The sequence below is a fragment of the Pseudomonas bohemica genome, from assembly GCF_002934685.1.
GTDB classification, from domain to species: Bacteria; Pseudomonadota; Gammaproteobacteria; order Pseudomonadales; family Pseudomonadaceae; genus Aquipseudomonas; species Aquipseudomonas bohemica.
The window spans coordinates 1-16,822 of the sequence record NZ_NKHL01000083.1 but is presented as its reverse complement, the minus strand read 5'-3'; the positions used below and the strand labels follow the sequence as shown (position 1 = coordinate 16,822).

14 protein-coding genes are annotated in these 16,822 nt (G+C 57.2%); 2 read left to right on the top strand and 12 right to left on the bottom strand.

Translation table 11 applies throughout. From position 1 onward, the window contains the following. Nucleotides 1–33 precede the first annotated feature (33 nt). The 5 genes from ccoP to CE491_RS04475 all read right to left on the bottom strand — a co-directional run bounded on the left by ccoP (nucleotide 34) and on the right by CE491_RS04475 (nucleotide 4,112). Nucleotides 34–1,014, bottom strand: a complete 981-nt coding sequence (ccoP, locus tag CE491_RS04495) for a cytochrome-c oxidase, cbb3-type subunit III (protein ID WP_110947160.1) — start codon at nucleotides 1,012–1,014, stop codon at nucleotides 34–36. Beyond that, nucleotides 1,011–1,202, bottom strand: coding sequence for a cbb3-type cytochrome oxidase subunit 3 (locus CE491_RS04490; RefSeq protein ID WP_110947159.1), 192 nt, complete (start codon nucleotides 1,200–1,202; stop codon nucleotides 1,011–1,013). Before CE491_RS04490 ends, ccoP begins: the two co-directional genes overlap by 4 nt. A 5-nt stretch (nucleotides 1,203–1,207) precedes the next feature. After that, nucleotides 1,208–1,819, bottom strand: coding sequence for a cytochrome-c oxidase, cbb3-type subunit II (gene ccoO / locus CE491_RS04485; protein ID WP_110947158.1), 612 nt, complete (start codon nucleotides 1,817–1,819; stop codon nucleotides 1,208–1,210). Beyond that, on the bottom strand, nucleotides 1,819–3,261 hold the full coding sequence (gene ccoN, locus CE491_RS04480; protein WP_110947157.1) for a cytochrome-c oxidase, cbb3-type subunit I: 1,443 nt from the start codon (nucleotides 3,259–3,261) through the stop codon (nucleotides 1,819–1,821). Before ccoN ends, ccoO begins: the two co-directional genes overlap by 1 nt. A gap of 521 nt (nucleotides 3,262–3,782) precedes the next feature. After that, entirely contained in the window at nucleotides 3,783–4,112 is a 330-nt protein-coding gene (locus tag CE491_RS04475; protein ID WP_110947156.1) for a hypothetical protein, read from the bottom strand. A gap of 15 nt (nucleotides 4,113–4,127) precedes the next feature. Between CE491_RS04475 and CE491_RS04470 the strand changes: the two genes are divergently transcribed. Next, nucleotides 4,128–4,805, top strand: coding sequence for an alpha/beta family hydrolase (locus CE491_RS04470; protein ID WP_110947155.1), 678 nt, complete (start codon nucleotides 4,128–4,130; stop codon nucleotides 4,803–4,805). On the opposite strand, the gene CE491_RS04465 is transcribed toward CE491_RS04470, so the two are convergent. The 3 genes from CE491_RS04465 to CE491_RS04455 all read right to left on the bottom strand — a co-directional run bounded on the left by CE491_RS04465 (nucleotide 4,794) and on the right by CE491_RS04455 (nucleotide 9,225). Next, complete coding sequence (locus CE491_RS04465; protein ID WP_110947154.1) at nucleotides 4,794–5,270, bottom strand: hypothetical protein; 477 nt, start codon at nucleotides 5,268–5,270, stop codon at nucleotides 4,794–4,796. The two genes, CE491_RS04470 and CE491_RS04465, sit on opposite strands and share 12 nt — an antisense overlap. A 119-nt stretch (nucleotides 5,271–5,389) precedes the next feature. Continuing rightward, the gene (locus CE491_RS04460; RefSeq protein WP_234407512.1) at nucleotides 5,390–7,300 is read right to left on the bottom strand and encodes a hypothetical protein; all 1,911 of its coding nucleotides are present in this window, start codon (nucleotides 7,298–7,300) and stop codon (nucleotides 5,390–5,392) included. A 62-nt stretch (nucleotides 7,301–7,362) separates the two neighbouring features. Next, a complete protein-coding gene (locus tag CE491_RS04455; protein WP_234407511.1) occupies nucleotides 7,363–9,225 on the bottom strand; it encodes a hypothetical protein in 1,863 nt (620 codons plus the stop codon). Between the two features lie 1,305 nt (nucleotides 9,226–10,530). Here CE491_RS04455 and CE491_RS04450 point away from each other — a divergent pair. Next, nucleotides 10,531–11,895 carry an autotransporter outer membrane beta-barrel domain-containing protein gene (locus CE491_RS04450; RefSeq protein WP_234407513.1) on the top strand — a complete coding sequence of 455 codons (1,365 nt, stop codon included), beginning with the start codon at nucleotides 10,531–10,533 and terminating at the stop codon, nucleotides 11,893–11,895. A 133-nt stretch (nucleotides 11,896–12,028) separates the two neighbouring features. Here the strand turns inward: CE491_RS04450 and CE491_RS04445 are convergent, their stop codons facing one another. The 4 genes from CE491_RS04445 to CE491_RS04430 all read right to left on the bottom strand — a co-directional run bounded on the left by CE491_RS04445 (nucleotide 12,029) and on the right by CE491_RS04430 (nucleotide 16,538). Next, the gene (locus CE491_RS04445) at nucleotides 12,029–12,688 is read right to left on the bottom strand and encodes a hypothetical protein (protein ID WP_110947152.1); all 660 of its coding nucleotides are present in this window, start codon (nucleotides 12,686–12,688) and stop codon (nucleotides 12,029–12,031) included. Nucleotides 12,689–13,111: 423 nt separating this feature from the next. Then, nucleotides 13,112–13,780, bottom strand: coding sequence for a hypothetical protein (locus tag CE491_RS04440; protein WP_110947151.1), 669 nt, complete (start codon nucleotides 13,778–13,780; stop codon nucleotides 13,112–13,114). A gap of 296 nt (nucleotides 13,781–14,076) precedes the next feature. Beyond that, nucleotides 14,077–15,642, bottom strand: a complete 1,566-nt coding sequence (locus tag CE491_RS04435) for a methyl-accepting chemotaxis protein (protein ID WP_110947150.1) — start codon at nucleotides 15,640–15,642, stop codon at nucleotides 14,077–14,079. Between the two features lie 104 nt (nucleotides 15,643–15,746). Beyond that, entirely contained in the window at nucleotides 15,747–16,538 is a 792-nt protein-coding gene (locus CE491_RS04430; protein ID WP_110947149.1) for a CPBP family intramembrane glutamic endopeptidase, read from the bottom strand. Nucleotides 16,539–16,822: the final 284 nt, after the last annotated feature.

The following is a 16,822-nucleotide window of genomic DNA, read 5'->3' as shown; positions in this document are numbered from 1 at the left end:
AGCCTCGCCAGCTCACACCGGCGAGGACCGCCTTCACTCCTGCCCATCCGCCGCCTTATCCCCGTGAGACAAGCTGTACACGTACGCTGCCAGCAAGTGCACCCTGTCGTTGCCCTGCAACAATTCCTGCGCAGGCATCTGTCCCTGGCGACCGTAGCGGATGGTCTGTTGCAGTTGCGCGAAGCTGGAACCGTAGATGAATGCGCCGGGGTGGGTCAGGTCGGGCGCGCCCATGACCGGCGTGCCTTTGCCTTCGGCACCGTGGCAGGCGACGCAGTTGGCGGCGAAGATTTTCTGCCCGGCAGCGGGGTCGGCCTTGGCATCTTCCGGCAGTTTGCGACCGTCCAGTTGGGTCAAGACATAGGCCGAGACGTCGCGCACGCCCTGATCGCCGACCACTTCACCCCAGGCCGGCATCACCGCGTGCCGTCCGCCCATGATGGTGGTCTTGATGGTCTGCGGCTCGCCACCCCAGCGCCAGTCGGCGTCGGTCAGGTTGGGAAAGCCGTAGGCGCCCTTGGCGTCGGAGCCGTGGCACACCGCGCAGTTGGAGGCGAACAGCCGACCGCCCATCTTCAGCGCTTGCGGATCCTTGGCCACTTCCTCTATCGGCATCGCGGCGAATTTGGCGAAGATCGGACCAAACCGCGCCTCGGCACGGGCCATTTCCTTCTCCCATTCATGCACGCCAGTCCAGCCCTGCTTGCCATCGGAGAAGGCGATTTGCTTGTCGTTATCGACGTAGTCGTAGCCCGGCAACAGGCCTTGCCAGTTGCCCAGCCCCGGGTACAACGCCAGATAACCCAAGGCAAAGATGATGGTGCCGATGAACAACATGAACCACCACTTGGGCAGCGGGTTGTCGTACTCCTCAATGCCGTCGAAGGAGTGGCCGACGGTCTCGTCGGTGGTGTCGGCGCGCTGGCCCTTGCGGGTCGCCAGCAGCAGCCAGGTCAGGCAGAAGATCGTGCCCAACGACAGTACGGTGACGTACAGGCTCCAAAACGTACTCATTCTTTGTGGCTCCTGGAGGCTTTCGCTTGCTCGAGGTGCTTGATGGCCTCGGGGTCATCGGCAAAGGGCAGCAGGGTGGCGTCGTCGAATTCGGCTTTGCGCCGCGGGCTGAAGACCCAGAGCGCCAGACCGATGAAGGCCACCATCACCACCACGGTGCCCAGGCCTCGAATCATTCCGATATCCATAGCGATCACCGTTTGCTTTTGATGATGGTGCCCAGGCCCTGCAGATAGGCCACCAGCGCGTCCATTTCGGTCTTGCCCTTCACCGCATCCGCAGCACCGGCGATGTCTGCATCGGTGTACGGCACGCCGAGGCTGCGCAGGACTTCCAGCTTGCGCCCGGTCAACTTGCCGTCGAGCTTGTTTTCAACCAGGAACGGATAGGCCGGCATGATCGACTCCGGCACCACGTTGCGCGGGTTGTACAAGTGCGCGCGGTGCCAATCATCCGAGTAGCGGCCGCCGACGCGGGCCAGATCCGGCCCGGTGCGCTTGGAGCCCCACAGGAACGGGTGATCCCAGACGCTTTCACCCGCCACCGAGTAGTGGCCGTAGCGTTCGGTTTCGGCGCGGAACGGCCGGATCATCTGCGAGTGACAGCCGACGCAGCCGTTGGCGATGAACACGTCGCGGCCTTCGACTTCCAGGGCCGGGCGCGGCTTCATGCCTTCGACCGGCAGGGTGGTGAGGTCCTGAAAAAACAGCGGGACGATTTGCGTCAGCCCACCCACCGCAACAGCGATGACCATGAAGATCGCCAGCAGGCCGATGTTCTTTTCGAGTGCTTCGTGTTTGATCATCAGTGGGCTCCCACGACAGCGATCTGAGTGGCAGCGTCGGCTTCTTCAGCGTTCGAGGCACGCACGGTGCGGAACACGTTGTAGGCCATGAACAGCATGCCGCTGGCGAAGAACGCGCCGCCTACCGCTCGCACGATATAGCCCGGATGGCTGGCCTGTAGCGCTTCGACGAAGGAGTAAGTGAGAGTGCCGTCGTCGTTGATCGCACGCCACATCAGGCCCTGGGTAATGCCGTTGACCCACATCGAGGCGATGTACAGCACGGTGCCGATGGTCGCGAGCCAGAAGTGCGTATTGATCAGGCCGATGCTGTGCATCTGTGGACGCCCGTAGAGACGCGGGATCATGTGGTAAACCGAACCGATGGAAATCATCGCCACCCAGCCCAGGGCGCCGGCGTGAACGTGGCCGATGGTCCAGTCGGTATAGTGCGAAAGCGAGTTGACGGTCTTGATCGCCATCATCGGCCCTTCGAACGTCGACATGCCATAGAACGCCAGGGAGACCACCAGGAAACGCAGGATCGGGTCAGTGCGCAACTTATGCCATGCGCCGGAGAGGGTCATCATGCCGTTGATCATCCCGCCCCAACTGGGTGCCAGCAGAATGATCGACATCACCATGCCCAGCGACTGCGCCCAGTCGGGCAGCGCCGTGTAGTGCAAGTGGTGGGGGCCGGCCCAGATATACAGGGTGATCAACGCCCAGAAGTGGACGATGGACAGACGATACGAATAGATCGGGCGCTCGGCCTGTTTCGGCACGAAGTAGTACATCATCCCGAGAAAACCCGTGGTCAGGAAAAAGCCCACGGCGTTGTGCCCGTACCACCACTGAATCATCGCGTCGGTGGCGCCCGAATAGGCCGAATAGGATTTGAACAGGCTCACCGGCAGCGACATATGGTTGACGATGTGCAGCATGGCGGTGACCACGATGAAGGCCCCGTAGAACCAGTTGCCGACATAGATGTGCTTGGTCTTGCGCTTGACGATGGTGCCGAAGAAAACCGCCGCGTAGGTGATCCAGACAATGGCCAGCAGAATCGCAATCGGCCATTCGAGTTCGGCGTATTCCTTGGTGGTGGTGTACCCCATCGGCAGGGTCACGATCGCGCCGATGATCACTGCCTGCCAGCCCCAGAAGTGGAAGGCCGCCATGCCGTCGGAGATCAGTCGCGTCTGACAGGTGCGTTGCACAACGTAATAGGAGGTGCCGAACAGCGCGCAGCCGCCGAAGGCGAAGATCACAAGGTTGGTGTGCAATGGGCGCAAGCGTCCGAACGTGGTCCACTCAAGACCGAAGTTCAGATCAGGCCACACGAGCTGTGAGGCGATGAAGACACCGAGCCCCATGCCAAGGATCCCCCAGACCACCGTCATGATGGCGAACTGGCGAACGACCTTATAGTTATAAGCAGTCGGAGTGATTGCAGTGCTCATTCTAAGGTTCCACGGTTTGGGTATTTTATTAGTGTGTGGTAACGGCCGCAGCATCGATTTAAGCCTAGACTTTTTGCCGCGCCGGAGCGGGGGTGGGGCTTGGCGGATCGAGCACTGTGGAGCTGCCGCAGATGCCTGCGCGAAGGCGCGCTGAGGCGATCTGCCCAAGTGGGCCGAAGAGGGCGGGGGAACAGGTCGGTGAGGCAGCGCGCGTGAGTGGAGAAAATTGGATACAACCCTGCGGGTGACGGACATGGCTGCGCTGTCTGTCTGCAAGAGGGTTGAGAGGTCGTGCACAATCCTTTCACTGAGCCTGTGGCCAGCTGTTGCCGGACCACTGTGGGGCGTAGCTTAGACCGGTTTGCCCGGCGATGGAAGCCATAAGAGTGGCCGCTGTGACACTTCGCCGCGCGAAAGGGACAGGTTGCCGCGTCCTTTGCGGGACGCGGCATTCACCTGTTTTCGATGGTCGCTGAAACGGTTCTCTCCCTGCATTCCATGCACATCGGTTGAGCGCTTCTCTATCGAAAGTTGTATACAAAAGCCGCAGACATTTGCACTTGTAACTGCCCAAAAATTGGCCCGAGCTGGCAGACATGGCCGGAGATCGTCGCGGTTGATCGACCGGCACCGGACAGAAGCTCTGCCACGTCGATGAAACCGCCCGGTTGCGTGTGGGTTGGGGCGCTCATGCTGACGAGGTTGTTCTGCCGAAGTGTAATGGCAGGGTAAGCACCCAAAGCTGAACCGGGGCTGTCTCCGGTGGGGATGTTCATGCTCCGCCAGCGCAGCGCTGCAGATTTCAGCGCGAGGGATATCTTCGGCATAATGTCGCCCCGCATCTGAACCATGGGTATGACTCAAGCATGAGCAAAGACGATGACGCCGCTCGATGTGCACAACTGGCCCGAATCCACGGCTGGCTGTGGAACGCCCCGGCAGCCGTAGATCACGGCAAATCCGCGACGTTGATTCTCGCCCACGGTGCGGGTGCGCCGATGGACAGCGAGTTCATGCATGACGTCGCCGAACGTCTCGCCGCCCTGGGCGTCGGCGTACTGCGGTTCGAATTTCCCTACATGGCCCAGCGCCGAATCGACGGCGGCAAACGCCCGCCGAACCCCCAGCCCAAATTGCTCGATTGCTGGCGCGAGGTGTACGCCGCGGTACGTCCCCATGTTAGCGGCCGTCTGTCGATCGGCGGCAAATCCATGGGCGGGCGCATGGCCAGCCTGCTCGCCGACGAACTCGAAGCCGACGCGCTGATCTGCCTGGGCTATCCGTTCTACCCCGTGGGCAAACCTGAAAAACCACGGGTCGCGCATCTGGCGAATCTGCTGACCCCGACCTTGATCATCCAGGGCGAGCGCGACACCTTGGGCAACCGCGAGGCCGTCGAAGGCTACACACTCTCGAGCCACATTCACGTTCACTGGTTGCCCACCGCCAACCATGACCTCAAGCCATTGAAGGCGGCGGGCATCAGCTACCAGGCTTGTCTGCAGGACGCAGCCGAGCAGGTCGCCAAACGATTAATTGGCTGAGCCGTCGAATACTTTTCCGGAGCGGCAGCGCAAGTCGAACTCTCCCCGGGAGACGGTGAAGTCGATCGCTGACATCGAGAACTCGAACCTGCCGCGCAGTCGCCCTGTTCGAGTATTGCATTCGAGCAACGTGACGCAGCCCTCCTGAAAATCTCGCGAGTGATAGACCAGCGCTTGCTGCCTGGGGGTCAGGTGATAAACCGCAGTCAGCCGCTCATTGTGCACAAGGTCGTAGGTCCCCGGTCCCAACGACTGGTCGATGAAGAAGCCGAACACCGTTCGACGATGCGCGACTTTGCCGGTGGCGTGTATTTTCCAGATCTTTTGCGTCCGTGCGCCGACCAGTTCCGAGCGCAGGCACAGGATCCCTTGCAGGCGGGTGGTCGTGAAGGGCTTGTCATTGATCAGAGCGCGGAAGTTGCCGAGAGGAAAATCTGAGGATGGGAAGTGGGTAATGTTTTCCATGGCTTCTCTTTTTTTGGGTAAGTTGCACAGAAAATTCACCTGCCGAAGACAGCGCTTTGCAGCCCTATGTCTTCGGCACGCGGGCTGTCAGCCAGATAGTTGTCATTCAGCGTTGCGCATCAACGCAGCGCGATACACAGGCTCGGATTGATGTGAAGCAGTTTGAAGTCCTTTCCGGTATTGAGGTTCTTCACGTAGTACCACTTGGCGCCAAACAGATCCTTGGCGACGGTGGACGACCAGTAGTTGCCATTACCCATCGGCCAACGATTGCCATAGGCGTTGAAGATCCCGATCAACTCTTGAATGCTCGGAATGCGACCGCCGATTCTCGACGCTGCGGCCGAGGCCTGGCTCAGGTTGCCCGCCCCCACGCCATGGCACTCGATCACGCCGGTGACCGACACCGTATAGCTTTTGCTCTCGCCCGCAGCGTCGCTGACGCTGATCGTCGCGCCGCCGTTACCGCGCACCGACGTCAGACCTTCCTCATTCACCTGCGCGACCTTGGGGTCGCTCGAAGAGTAGGTGTAAGGAGGCGCCCCACCCGCAGCGGCGCGTTTGACTGTTGTTCCCGTAGGGAAAGCCGGCAGCAGATTGGGATAAGCGGGTAACAGATAAACCTTGCCCGTCAGCGCTACCGGTGAAGTATCCAGCACCAATCCTTCACGAACCGTCAGATCCAACGCGTGGGAGTCCGTTTCAGCCCCCTCGCGGGTCACCCGATACGACACCGTCGCACTGCCCCCTGTGGCGTCATCGATGCACTGCCGGGGGATGCCGAATTTCAGATGAGTGCTGTCACCCACGGTCTGCGCCTCACTCTCGTAGGTGGTCTTGCCCACCCAGCGCATCTGCACCTCATCGGCCGCCACCATGCCGCGATAACTGGCCCGGGCGATAGCCTCCTCACCCGTGATCAACGAAGGTCGCAACACCCCGTCCGGCCCCACCGTGTCCACCGTCGGTGCCGGCAGGTCGAGCGTCGCGCTGAGAATCTTCACGGCCACTTTTTCAGAATCCTGTACCACGCCGCTGCGCCGCGTGACGCTATACGACACCTCTACCGCTTGCCCGTCGTTAACCGTCACCAAGGCGCTGGAAATGACCAGCGAAACCTGCTGACCTGCCTCTTCGGCCGTGACCACATGCTCCTTGATATCGCGGCCTTTCGGACCTTCCCAGCGCACCGAAAGCAGCTCGCCCTCACGCAACGTGGCCGACGCATCGATCATCACCGTCGCGCCGTCGCCGGCATTGGCCGGGTCGAGGATGTCGTTGATGGCTTCCTTGATGATTGGCAGCGGTAGGGGATTGAGGACCGACAGCTGCAGTTCGATCGACAGCGCCTCGGATTTCATCGACACATTTCCTGCCAGATCGGTGACGGTGTAATACACCTGCGAACTCATACCGTCCGCCTGATCCAGCAGCTCCCGGGTAAAATTCACAGTCACACTGTTCAGGCCCATGTCGTTGGCATCTACCGTCACCAATGGACCCTCAAGCTCACCCCGATAAGTGCGAACCACATCCCCCTGCGCCATGCCGTTGTAGCTGGCGATGCGGCCGGGAAGCACGTTGTTCATCGCTTCGAGTTCGTCGGAGGTCAGGCCGTCCCGGATTTCGCTGGGGAAGATGATGGGGGCGAGGTCGGGGGCTCCGGGGGCGGTTTTGTCGATTTCGATCCAGACGGGGTCGGAGAAAACTTCCGAGTCACTGAACGGGCTGTATACGCGATAGGCAACTGCGTGTACGCCTTCGATCAACAGCGATACCGGGATTTCTAGGTTTAATAGATCCCCAGGTTGATCGGTGTCCGAGATGACTTTTTCCGGAGCAATTCGCTCTCCATCAAACACCAGTTGATAGGTGTACTCTGCTTCCGCCGCTGGCCAGACCGGAAGCGTAACAGTGACAGGTGATATCAGGTGTTCTACAGGAATGACACCTCCTTCTAACGCTACAGAAACAGTAGGAATTTCCAATGGAATAGGTGCAGTTCCAGCAGTTCCGTCTTGCTTATTCATGTTATAGCTTCCTTGTTTGATCAGGCAGCGCAATGTGATTCGCAACTGCCCGAGGCGTTATTTTAGATTGTGCAAACGGGTTCGCTCGACTCGCGCATCTCTACCGGCACGCGCGTTACTCTTGACGTGACCGGGCTTTGATTGCTTCCTGTTGCAGGTTCAATCCGAATGTAAGCCTCACAAAAACCACGGCATATAGTGCGCAAGATATTGTAGGGCACCTTAAAGCTGTAGCCATTCAAGATATCTTGATCGTCCAGGATTCGCGACGCATTGAAAGTAGCTGCGTCGACCAGATTGTTATCTCTATCAAAACCTTTGAAGGTAAAGAATAATTTCTGCCCCACGGCGATATTGGTATAAGGAACTACACTACCTTCCGTTCCGTCGTGAGCGACGCTCTTTGAGATAAAACCTGCTGGATTAAGCCTAAAAACAGGGCCGTCTATTTCATCAAGCCCTCCCGGTAAGTCTTCCTTGGATCTAACAATGACTGTTTGAACGGGTGAAACAGCCGGATTGGGATTGCCCAAACGAGTTACTGTGTAGCGAACAGGAATTTCCGCGCCAGTACCCTGAGTTTTCATGATGCTGTTATCTATTGGAATAATCAGATCTTTAGACTCCGCGATATCTGTCGCTCGGATTTGATACCACTGCAGGCGTTCTTGGTCACCCCAATGTAGGTGGATGTCATCGCTAACTTGGTATGCGCCATTCCACTTGACGATTGCTCGTCCGTTAAGTTCATAGTCGTCCTCGTCGATAAAATTGTCATCAGTGTTTGAATTATCCGGACTTGTACCTTGTACGATGGGCGCCGGCATAGCGGCCGGAATTGGCAACGTGACATGAACATCCACAGCAGTCGGTAACGACGAGCCGTTCAGTTGATTTTGACGCATGACACGATAGTTAATCGAGACCGTACCCATGGGTGTAACCGCGATAGTTTCATAGGGTACGCGCAGCGACAGCACGATGTCCTCGTTTTCATTGCCCGGTGGGAGTTGCACTGGGAGCATCGGCAAATCCGTACCCCAGAACAGCGTGATTTCATCATACGCAGCTGCGCCCAAATAGCGCGGAATCTCCACCCGCACACCAGGTTTCGCTTCTGTATAGTCAATTAATGTACCGATTGTCGGGTCAAGTATCGGGGCTGGATAATTGTTCGGGATCTCTTCTAGCAGCAGGAGAATGTCTACTGCAAGAGAGTCATCCGAAACGTTTCCTGCACGGTCAATTACCTGGTATTTGACAGGATGCGCCCCACTGGTAATCGACTTCAGGAAATCTTTTGAGAAATCGAAGATGACCTTGTTGAGCCCCATGTCCGTTTCATCGACAGTTGCGGTCGGACCCTCGACGCCGCCCCAATAGGTTCTGATCAGATCGTGCTTAGTCATGCCGGTATAGCCCGGCACGATTACCTCAAGCGTCCCTCCCAGATCGTCCAATTCTGCGGCGGTCAGGCCGTTCTGGACCTCAACCGGGAACTGGATTGCGGCCAGGATCGGTTTACCGGGTGCCGTACGGTCAATGATGACGGGGAATACTTCCGAGTAGTTGTAAGAGTCAGCATTTGGGCTATATGTGCGATAAGCCAGACTATGAAACCCTTCGGTAAGCTCATCCACAGGGACTTCAAGCGTTAATGGGTCACCAGGCTTGTTGGTTGCTGATATGACTTTCTCTGGGCCACTTACATTACCGTCCCAGTACAACTGATAGGTATAGCCCGCCTCTGCGGCATCCCACACCTTCAAGTCCACAGTCAGTGGAGCGTTAAGCTCCGATGCGGGAATCAGCCCCATGGTGTCGTCATCGTGAAAGGCTGCGGCTATATCGGGTGCAGGTAGGGGGAGGGGCTCGAGTGTCGAACGCGTCTTGATGATTTCAGGGGCGAAGTTAATGGTGTTCATAATTATCCTTTGAGTGAGTTTATATTTTACAAGGACGCACATTCCGCGCTGTCGTCGCTTGTCGGTGATCGGCTATCTGCCAGTCCGTAATCAAATAAATACATATTCTTTTTTGATGTCAACCTGTGATGGTTGGGGAGTTGTAGTCCTTTTTGTCTTGGGTGTAGGAAGTTTATGAGGTTCATCAAAACAACCTCTGTTAGTGTTTTCAGCGAAATGCCCGTTTTAACTCGCATACCGAAAAAATAGAGTCAGACGTGGATTGCAAACGCTGGAGAAATTTCCTACTTTTTATTTTTTTTATATTTTGGAATTTTTTGCTATTTCCCGTCAGCCTTCAGCGCTTTCATTTATCAGTTACGGAGAGTTTTTATGACATTGGATGGGTTCCGGCCTGGCTTTGCGCTTAAACGCACCTTGCTGGCATTGTCAGTGGGCGTTTGTCCTACGATGGGCGCGGCGGAGGTTTTCGACAGTGATTCACCGTTTAGGGCAGCCGATGCTGAGGGTGAAGAGCAACGCTCGAATGATGTAAATACAACCTACGATAAAATAATTAGCGGGGGGGCACAAACCGTTACATCCGCAGATCGTCCATTTAGCTACTATGTAAGCAACCGAGGTACATTGAATGCTCTCCCAGACTCTAGTCTCAAAGACGTGCACGTCCGCGCATCCAGTTTCAGTGCCCAAGGCAGCCATATTGCTGGCGGAGTTTCTGTAGAGTATGGCGAGGCGAATATAAAGGATTCGAATGTTGAAAACACTAATGGAACAGGCGTTAGTTTGGAGTTTGTGCAGAATGATTTGCTAGATGTATCTCACATGCGTGTTGACAATAGCACGGTAGTCGGGAGTGAGCATGGTGCTACGGTCGGAACCAGGGGCGAGCTTTGGTTGAACAATTCCGTTGTCCAAGGTCTGGGCGGCGGTGATAAATCTAACTACAGCGGTCTGCGCCTCACCGGCGGTATCGCAAAAGTGTCTGCCAACACAAAGATTAAAGGTAAAGAAAACGGCGTTTATATCATCAATGGTTCTTTCGGTTACGCTCCCCAGATTAACTTGCTGGAGGTTGATAGCTCCTCCATATCTGGAGTTGCTGGCGCTGCAATCAAGGTTGATAGAGGTGCAAGTGCCCGCCAACCTGATACGACCGCTAAAATTCTTATTGCAAATGGTTCCTCCCTCTCTGCAGGCAATGGCCGTCTGATTGATATACTCTCGAAAAGCACCGCCGATGTCGAAGTTAACAACAGCGCCCTATCCGGCAATATGGTCGCCGACGACACAAGCACGTTGAATGTGGTCCTGCGCAATCATGGCCGTCTCGACGGTAATATCATCAACGGCAATTCGGTGACCATCGACTCAAGTGGCCATTGGCAGCTCAAGGGCGATAACGAGGTCAAGTCACTCGCCATTGACGGCGGCAGCGTGGGATTTTCTGAAGAAGGCTTTCATACCCTGACCCTTGGGCAGCTCGCTGGCCGGGGACGGTTCGATATGCGTATCGACCTGGCGAATGCTGCGGGGGACTTGCTGAACGTCGAGGGCGAGGCTTGGGGCAAGCACTTGCTCAATATCCGCAATACCGGTGAAGAAACCCTGCCATCGGAGTTCGATGCGCTGCGCGTGGTGCATACCGAGGGCGGCGATGCTCAGTTCCGTTTGCGTGGCGCGCGGGCCGACCTGGGTGCCTACTCCTACGAGCTTGAGCAACAAGGCAACGACTGGTTCATCGTCGGCTCCGGCAAGATCATCAGTCCTTCTACAGAGAGCGTTCTGGCATTGTTCAACGTCGGTCCAACAATCTGGAACAGCGAACTGAGCACCTTGCGCAGTCGCATGGGCGAGGTCAGGGGGCAGGAGCACGGCGGTGGCTGGATGCGCAGTTATGGCAGCCGTTTCAACGCATCGCTGGAGACCGGGCTGGATTATCAGCAGAAGCAGCGCGGGCTGTCGTTCGGCGCCGATGCGCCGGTGCAGGTCCCTGACGGGACGCTGCTGGTGGGCTTGATGGGCGGCTACAGCAAATCCGATCTGGACATGGGCCGTGGCACGTCCGGCAAGGTCGACAGCTACTACCTCGGCGCCTATGGCACCTGGCTGTCGGAGGAGGGCTATTACCTGGACGGCATACTGAAGGTGAACCAGTTCCACAACGCCTCGAAAGTGGCGATGAGCGATGGCGAGAAGGCCAAGGGCGATTACAGCAACATGGCGCTGGGCGGTTCGGTGGAATTCGGCAAGCACATCAAGCTGCCTGACGAATACTTCGTGGCGCCGTTCGCGCAGCTGTCGAGCGTATGGATCGGTGGCGACAGCTACACCCTGGACAACGGCCTGCGAGCCAAGACCAGCCAGACTCAGTCGATACTGGGCAAGGTCGGGGCCACGCTGGGGCGCCAGTTCACTCTTGCCGATGGCGGTGTGGTGCAGCCGTATATGCGTGTGGCGGGGGCCCATGAGTTCTCCCGTAGCAATAACGTCAGGGTCAACGATCAGCGTTTCGACAACGATCTGTTCGGTTCACGGGCCGAACTGGGCGCCGGTGTGTCGGTGTCGCTGTCCGAGCGTCTGCAAGTGCATGCCGACTTCGATTACATGAAGGGCGAACACGTCGAGCAGCCATGGGGAGCCAACGTGGGTCTGCGCCTGGCGTTCTGATCTTCAGGCATTTGAACGATGGTTTCACGTTCGATGAGCCCCGACTGCAACGACGCAGCCGGGGCTTTTTTCGGCGTTTGGTTTTCAGCGAGTTTGTATCCAGGTTGTCCGAGTACAAACGCGCCAGACCCAGTTACTCCTGCAGTTTGCGTCGGCGAATCGCCCGGCCGCGCAGGGTTTTGGGATGGTTTTTCCCGTCGCTGCGCAAGACGATCTGCAGGGTTTCCGACACCCCGACCAGACGCGCACGACGCACCACTTCGTAACGAATCTCCACCGCGCCAGTCTTGTAGCTGCCTAGTTTCTCGGCGTTGAGGTACTGGATCATACGCGGCCCGGAGCGACCATTGGCTTCTCCGACGGTGGTGTAGAAGGTGCTGTTGCCCCAACGCATCTTCAGCTGGTCTCCCGACCAGATCTTGGCCGAGCGAGGGATGTTGATGTACACGCCGCTGATGAGTTGTTCCTCGGTTAGGACGCCGTCCTTGTCGCCGCTGAGGAAAGGGGCCGGGAGCGTAGGCGTTGCTTTTTTGGCTTGCTGATCAACTTCCCATGAAAACCCCAGGGCACCCTCCAAGTGCTCGATGTAGAAGCTGGCGGTTTCATTCGTCGTAGCGCCCGGAGGTTGAGGTGCATGCAACTCTTCGTAATGCGGCACTGACGCTTTGCGAAGCGTTGATTCGTCAAACTCCTCCTTTTTATTGATTAACTGATCTTTCACCGGTTTATCAGAGTTATCCAACTGGTTATCTTGCGGGTCAATGGGTAGCTGGATATCCGTTTCGTCTTCCATGGAAGCTCCTTGATCAGATAGTTATTGCGGTGTTTAAAAACAGACGACGACAACCGGATTTGTAGGAAGTGTGCGTCTAGGTTGCATATGTTCGATTCGCGGAAAGCGACTGTCAATCAAGCGACTTGCAGAGGTTTGCAGCGCTTCGCGGAGTCATTTGAAGCGCTTGAACAAAGTGTTGAGATGTGAATTTCGGCATGTTTCCTTTGTTTTATGGGGGTGTAAATACATATGTATCGCATCCATCGATAAGATCGGTGCTAGCGGCCGGGCGCGGTCCTACACGGAATGTAGGTTTTGAGGAAATAAGCTTTGAAAAAATAAATTCCTGAAATTTGAACTGGGCGTTCTCTGAGCAAGCCTCCATGCATATGCATGGAGGCTTTCACCTCAGATATTCGAACGAATATTCAAATTATTCTGTTACAAAGTTACGGTAAGGGTCACCGGCACGGATTTGATCGACTGGTTGCCGGCTCGGTCAGTCACCGAGTAGTCGATGACTGCGGTTTGGGTTGCAAAGCTCTGCAGAGCTTCGCGTTCGAAAACGATTTCGATGGGGCGGATGGTCAGGTCTTCGGGCTGTACGGTGTAGGTTGGGCCGGGGAAGCCGTTGCAGAAAGTCTGGATGGTGTCGCCGGGTTGCATGCCGTAATAGCCAGGTAGCAGGCCGGTCAGGCGGTCGTCGAATGTTGCGCTGGGAAAGATCAGTGGCGCCAGTAGGGTCGCGCCTGGGGATGTAAGATCCACCTTCAAGGGTACTGAAGGTGACATAACCCAGGCCTCAGTATTGGGGCTATATATCCGGTACTGGAGAATATACGTCCCTTCGTTTCGAAGATGGCTTTCGCTGAGATTCAGTATAAGAATATCGCCAGGTTTGTCGCTTTCCTTGATCACCCGCTCTGCCGTCACCGGAACACCATCCAAATCCAGCCGCACGGTGTACCCAGTTTCAGCCGCCGGCCACACTTCTACTTCTACCGGGATGGGCGCGTTCAGATCCGCAGTCTTCAACAAACCATCGGCATAAGCCGATGGCACAACTGCGGGTGGAAGGGGAATCGGTTCTCTAACATTCATGTCATTCATAACGTTCTCCATAAAGCACAGTCATGCGCATCCTTATGCGGGATGAGTGCTCGATTAATTAAATGGCTTAGATCAGCGAATACACCCTCATGGTGTTACATAATTATCGCTACCTGAATTTCAACTAATAGCGATCTCGCACCTTCGTCAACCCTGTATTCCCCCTCAGATCTGCAAAAAAATACCAAACAGATAACTTCGGAAACGTCCTACTTTTTCACCGAACAATAAAAAGCCCCGGCAGGTTCGCTGTCGGGGCTTGGGGTGAGGCGTGTCTTTATTAACAGATGAAGCTATCAGCGATTGAAGCGCTCCACCAGCGAGTACTGGCTGTTGGCAGTGCTGGTCAGTTCCGCGCTCAGGTTAGCGGAGCGGCGGGCTTCGTCGGAAGTCTGGTCGGCCAGTTGGGCGATGGTGGTGATGTTGCGGCTGACTTCTTCGGCGACCGAGCTTTGCTCTTCGGTGGCGGCGGCGATCTGGGTGGTCATGTCGGTAATGTTGGCCACCGCATCGCTGATACCCACCAATGCCTTGTCGGCTTCCATAACCTGTTCGACGCCTTCTTCCGCCTGACGGCGACCGGTGTTCATGGTCTGCACGGCGTTGTTGGCGGTCGCTTGCAGTTTGGCGATCAGGGAGTGGATCTGGCCGGTGGATTCGGTGGTGCGTTGAGCCAGTTGGCGAACTTCGTCGGCCACGACCGCGAAACCACGACCCATTTCACCCGCGCGGGCGGCTTCGATGGCGGCGTTCAGGGCCAACAGGTTGGTTTGGTCGGCGATGCCTTTGATCACGTCGACCACGCCGCCGATTTCGTCGCTGTCCTTGGCTAGCTGGGTGACGGTCAGGCCGGTCTCGCCTACCGAGGCCGACAGGCGCTGAATGGCTTGGCGGGTTTCGCTGGCGATGTCGCGACCGCGGCGGGTCAGTTCGTTGGCCTGCTGGGTGGCGTCAGCGGTGCGCTGAACGTGGCTGGCGACTTCCTGGGTGGTGGAGGCCATCTGGTTGATAGCGGTGGCGACCTGTTCGGTTTCCACGCGCTGACGATCCAGGGCGTTGGAGCTGGCCTGGGCCAGCGTGTCGGATTGCCGCGCCTGGGAGTTCAGGTGTTCGGCGGTGTCCTGCAGACGGGTCAGACAGGTCTTCAGGCGTGCATCCTGGCTGAGGACGGACATCTCCAGCCGTGCTTGCGGACCACGGCTGTCGGTGTACATCTGCGCGATCAGCGGGTCGGAGGTGGTCTGTTCGGCCAGACGCAGCAGCCGTTTGATGCCGCGCTGCTGCCAGCCCAGGCCCAGTAAGCCCAGCGGTACGGACAAGGCTGCTGCCAGGGCGAATCCCCAGTAGGAATTGAGCCATACGCCGATCAGGAAGCTCAACTGGCTGACCAGAATGAACGGCAGCCAGTCCTGCAGCACCGGCAGCCAGGTGTCGCGGCTCGGCACGGCGGATTTGCCGCTGTTAAGGCGTTGGTAGAGCGCTTCTGCGCGGCGGATCTGCTCGGCGGTGGGTTTGATCCGCACCGACTCGAAGCCTACGACCTGTTTGTTGTCGAAAATCGGCGTGACGTAGGCGTTGACCCAGTAATGGTCGCCGTTCTTGCAGCGGTTTTTGACGATGCCCATCCACGGCTGCCCTTGCTTGAGGGTGCTCCACATGTGTTCGAACACGGCAGGCGGCACATCAGGGTGGCGCACGGTGTTGTGTGGCGCCTTGAGCACTTCCTCGCGAGAGAAACCACTGATCTCGATGAACGCGTCGTTGCAATAGGTGATCACACCGCGCGCGTCGGTGGTGGAGATCAACCGTTGCTGCGCCGGGAAGGTCCGTTCGCGTTGGGTGATGGGCTGGTTATTACGCATAAGCTGTTCTATCCGGGAAGGCTTTGACGAGTTATCGGCCCGGTTGCCAGTAAATTAAGTATTTTGTGAGCTGCATCATGGGACGCATTGCGGCAGGTCATTGGTCAGCGGTCGAACATCGGGTAGGTGAACAGGCTGAAATGCGCAAGATTGAGCCCGAAATGGGTGATGACGGCACCCGGTAGCCCACTGAAACGGTAGGCGATGCCGTAGCCGACGCCGGCCATCCCTGCCAGCACCATCCATTGCCAGCCGGCGCCGATGTGCGCGAGTCCGAAAAGCAGCGAAGAGACGAGCAGGGCAAGCGTCTGGTGACAGGGCACGCGCTTGAGCAACCGGCTCAAACCGCCTTGAAGGTAGCCGCGGAAAATCAGTTCCTCGGTGAGGGTGACCAACAGCAGGTTGTTCAGCGCCCAGATACCACCTTGCTCGGGCCATTTCGGTATCCAGCCGATCAGTCTCATTGAAACGGCTGCCGTCAGACACATCACGATGGTGATCGGCAACGTCAGGGCAGTCGTGACCAATGCACGGCGCAGGGTTATGGTCGTGAACACCCATGGACAGGCGAGGGCGACCCAGAAGCCGATCAAGGGTTTGTCGAGGTTCATGTACATCGAAAAAGGTGCGGCTTCCGGGGTGAAGCGCACTGCTGCAATGACCCTTGCACTGATGAACCCTGGAAGCCAATGGCTGGCCAGCCCCGCAGCCAGGGCGATGAACAGCACATGACCGAAGGCGCGAACCGCCCAGTGCGTGAAATGGCTGACGCAGATCCCGGCCATGATCAACAGCCCGACGATGACCGCCACCGGAATGCTCAGTTGCCCGTACACCAGCGCGATGCAGTAACCGAGGGTCAGGAGCGTAAGCGTGCTCCAGCGCTGCGCCAGCATGTGTCGTCCTTGAGCGTGAGATAAGGCCGGCGATTTTAACGTTGATTAAACGCAGGTGTATGTGGGAAGGGATGAAAGGTGTCTGAAAATGCGGTGGGGAATCTGGTGGGGCGGGGTAGGTTTTTTCTGAAGCCTGTGGATGACGCTTCAAGTTGAACAGCGCAGGTGGCGCCAATCCCGTGGGAGCTGCTGGAGTTTGCGACAGTGGCGAATGCGGTGGGTCAGGCACGAGGGTGTCAGAAATTTTGTGTTCGGGCATAACATGAGCAAGAGGTGCATGTATG

Coding starts and splice junctions, on each gene's coding strand:
- ccoP (WP_110947160.1), bottom strand. CDS start 1,014: ATGAGTACGTTTTGGAGCCTGTACGTCACCGTACTGTCGTTGGGCACG.
- CE491_RS04490 (WP_110947159.1), bottom strand. CDS start 1,202: ATGGATATCGGAATGATTCGAGGCCTGGGCACCGTGGTGGTGATGGTG.
- ccoO (WP_110947158.1), bottom strand. CDS start 1,819: ATGATCAAACACGAAGCACTCGAAAAGAACATCGGCCTGCTGGCGATC.
- ccoN (WP_110947157.1), bottom strand. CDS start 3,261: ATGAGCACTGCAATCACTCCGACTGCTTATAACTATAAGGTCGTTCGC.
- CE491_RS04475 (WP_110947156.1), bottom strand. CDS start 4,112: ATGGTTCAGATGCGGGGCGACATTATGCCGAAGATATCCCTCGCGCTG.
- CE491_RS04470 (WP_110947155.1), top strand. CDS start 4,128: ATGAGCAAAGACGATGACGCCGCTCGATGTGCACAACTGGCCCGAATC.
- CE491_RS04465 (WP_110947154.1), bottom strand. CDS start 5,270: ATGGAAAACATTACCCACTTCCCATCCTCAGATTTTCCTCTCGGCAAC.
- CE491_RS04460 (WP_234407512.1), bottom strand. CDS start 7,300: ATGAATAAGCAAGACGGAACTGCTGGAACTGCACCTATTCCATTGGAA.
- CE491_RS04455 (WP_234407511.1), bottom strand. CDS start 9,225: ATGAACACCATTAACTTCGCCCCTGAAATCATCAAGACGCGTTCGACA.
- CE491_RS04445 (WP_110947152.1), bottom strand. CDS start 12,688: ATGGAAGACGAAACGGATATCCAGCTACCCATTGACCCGCAAGATAAC.
- CE491_RS04440 (WP_110947151.1), bottom strand. CDS start 13,780: ATGAATGACATGAATGTTAGAGAACCGATTCCCCTTCCACCCGCAGTT.
- CE491_RS04435 (WP_110947150.1), bottom strand. CDS start 15,642: ATGCGTAATAACCAGCCCATCACCCAACGCGAACGGACCTTCCCGGCG.
- CE491_RS04430 (WP_110947149.1), bottom strand. CDS start 16,538: ATGCTGGCGCAGCGCTGGAGCACGCTTACGCTCCTGACCCTCGGTTAC.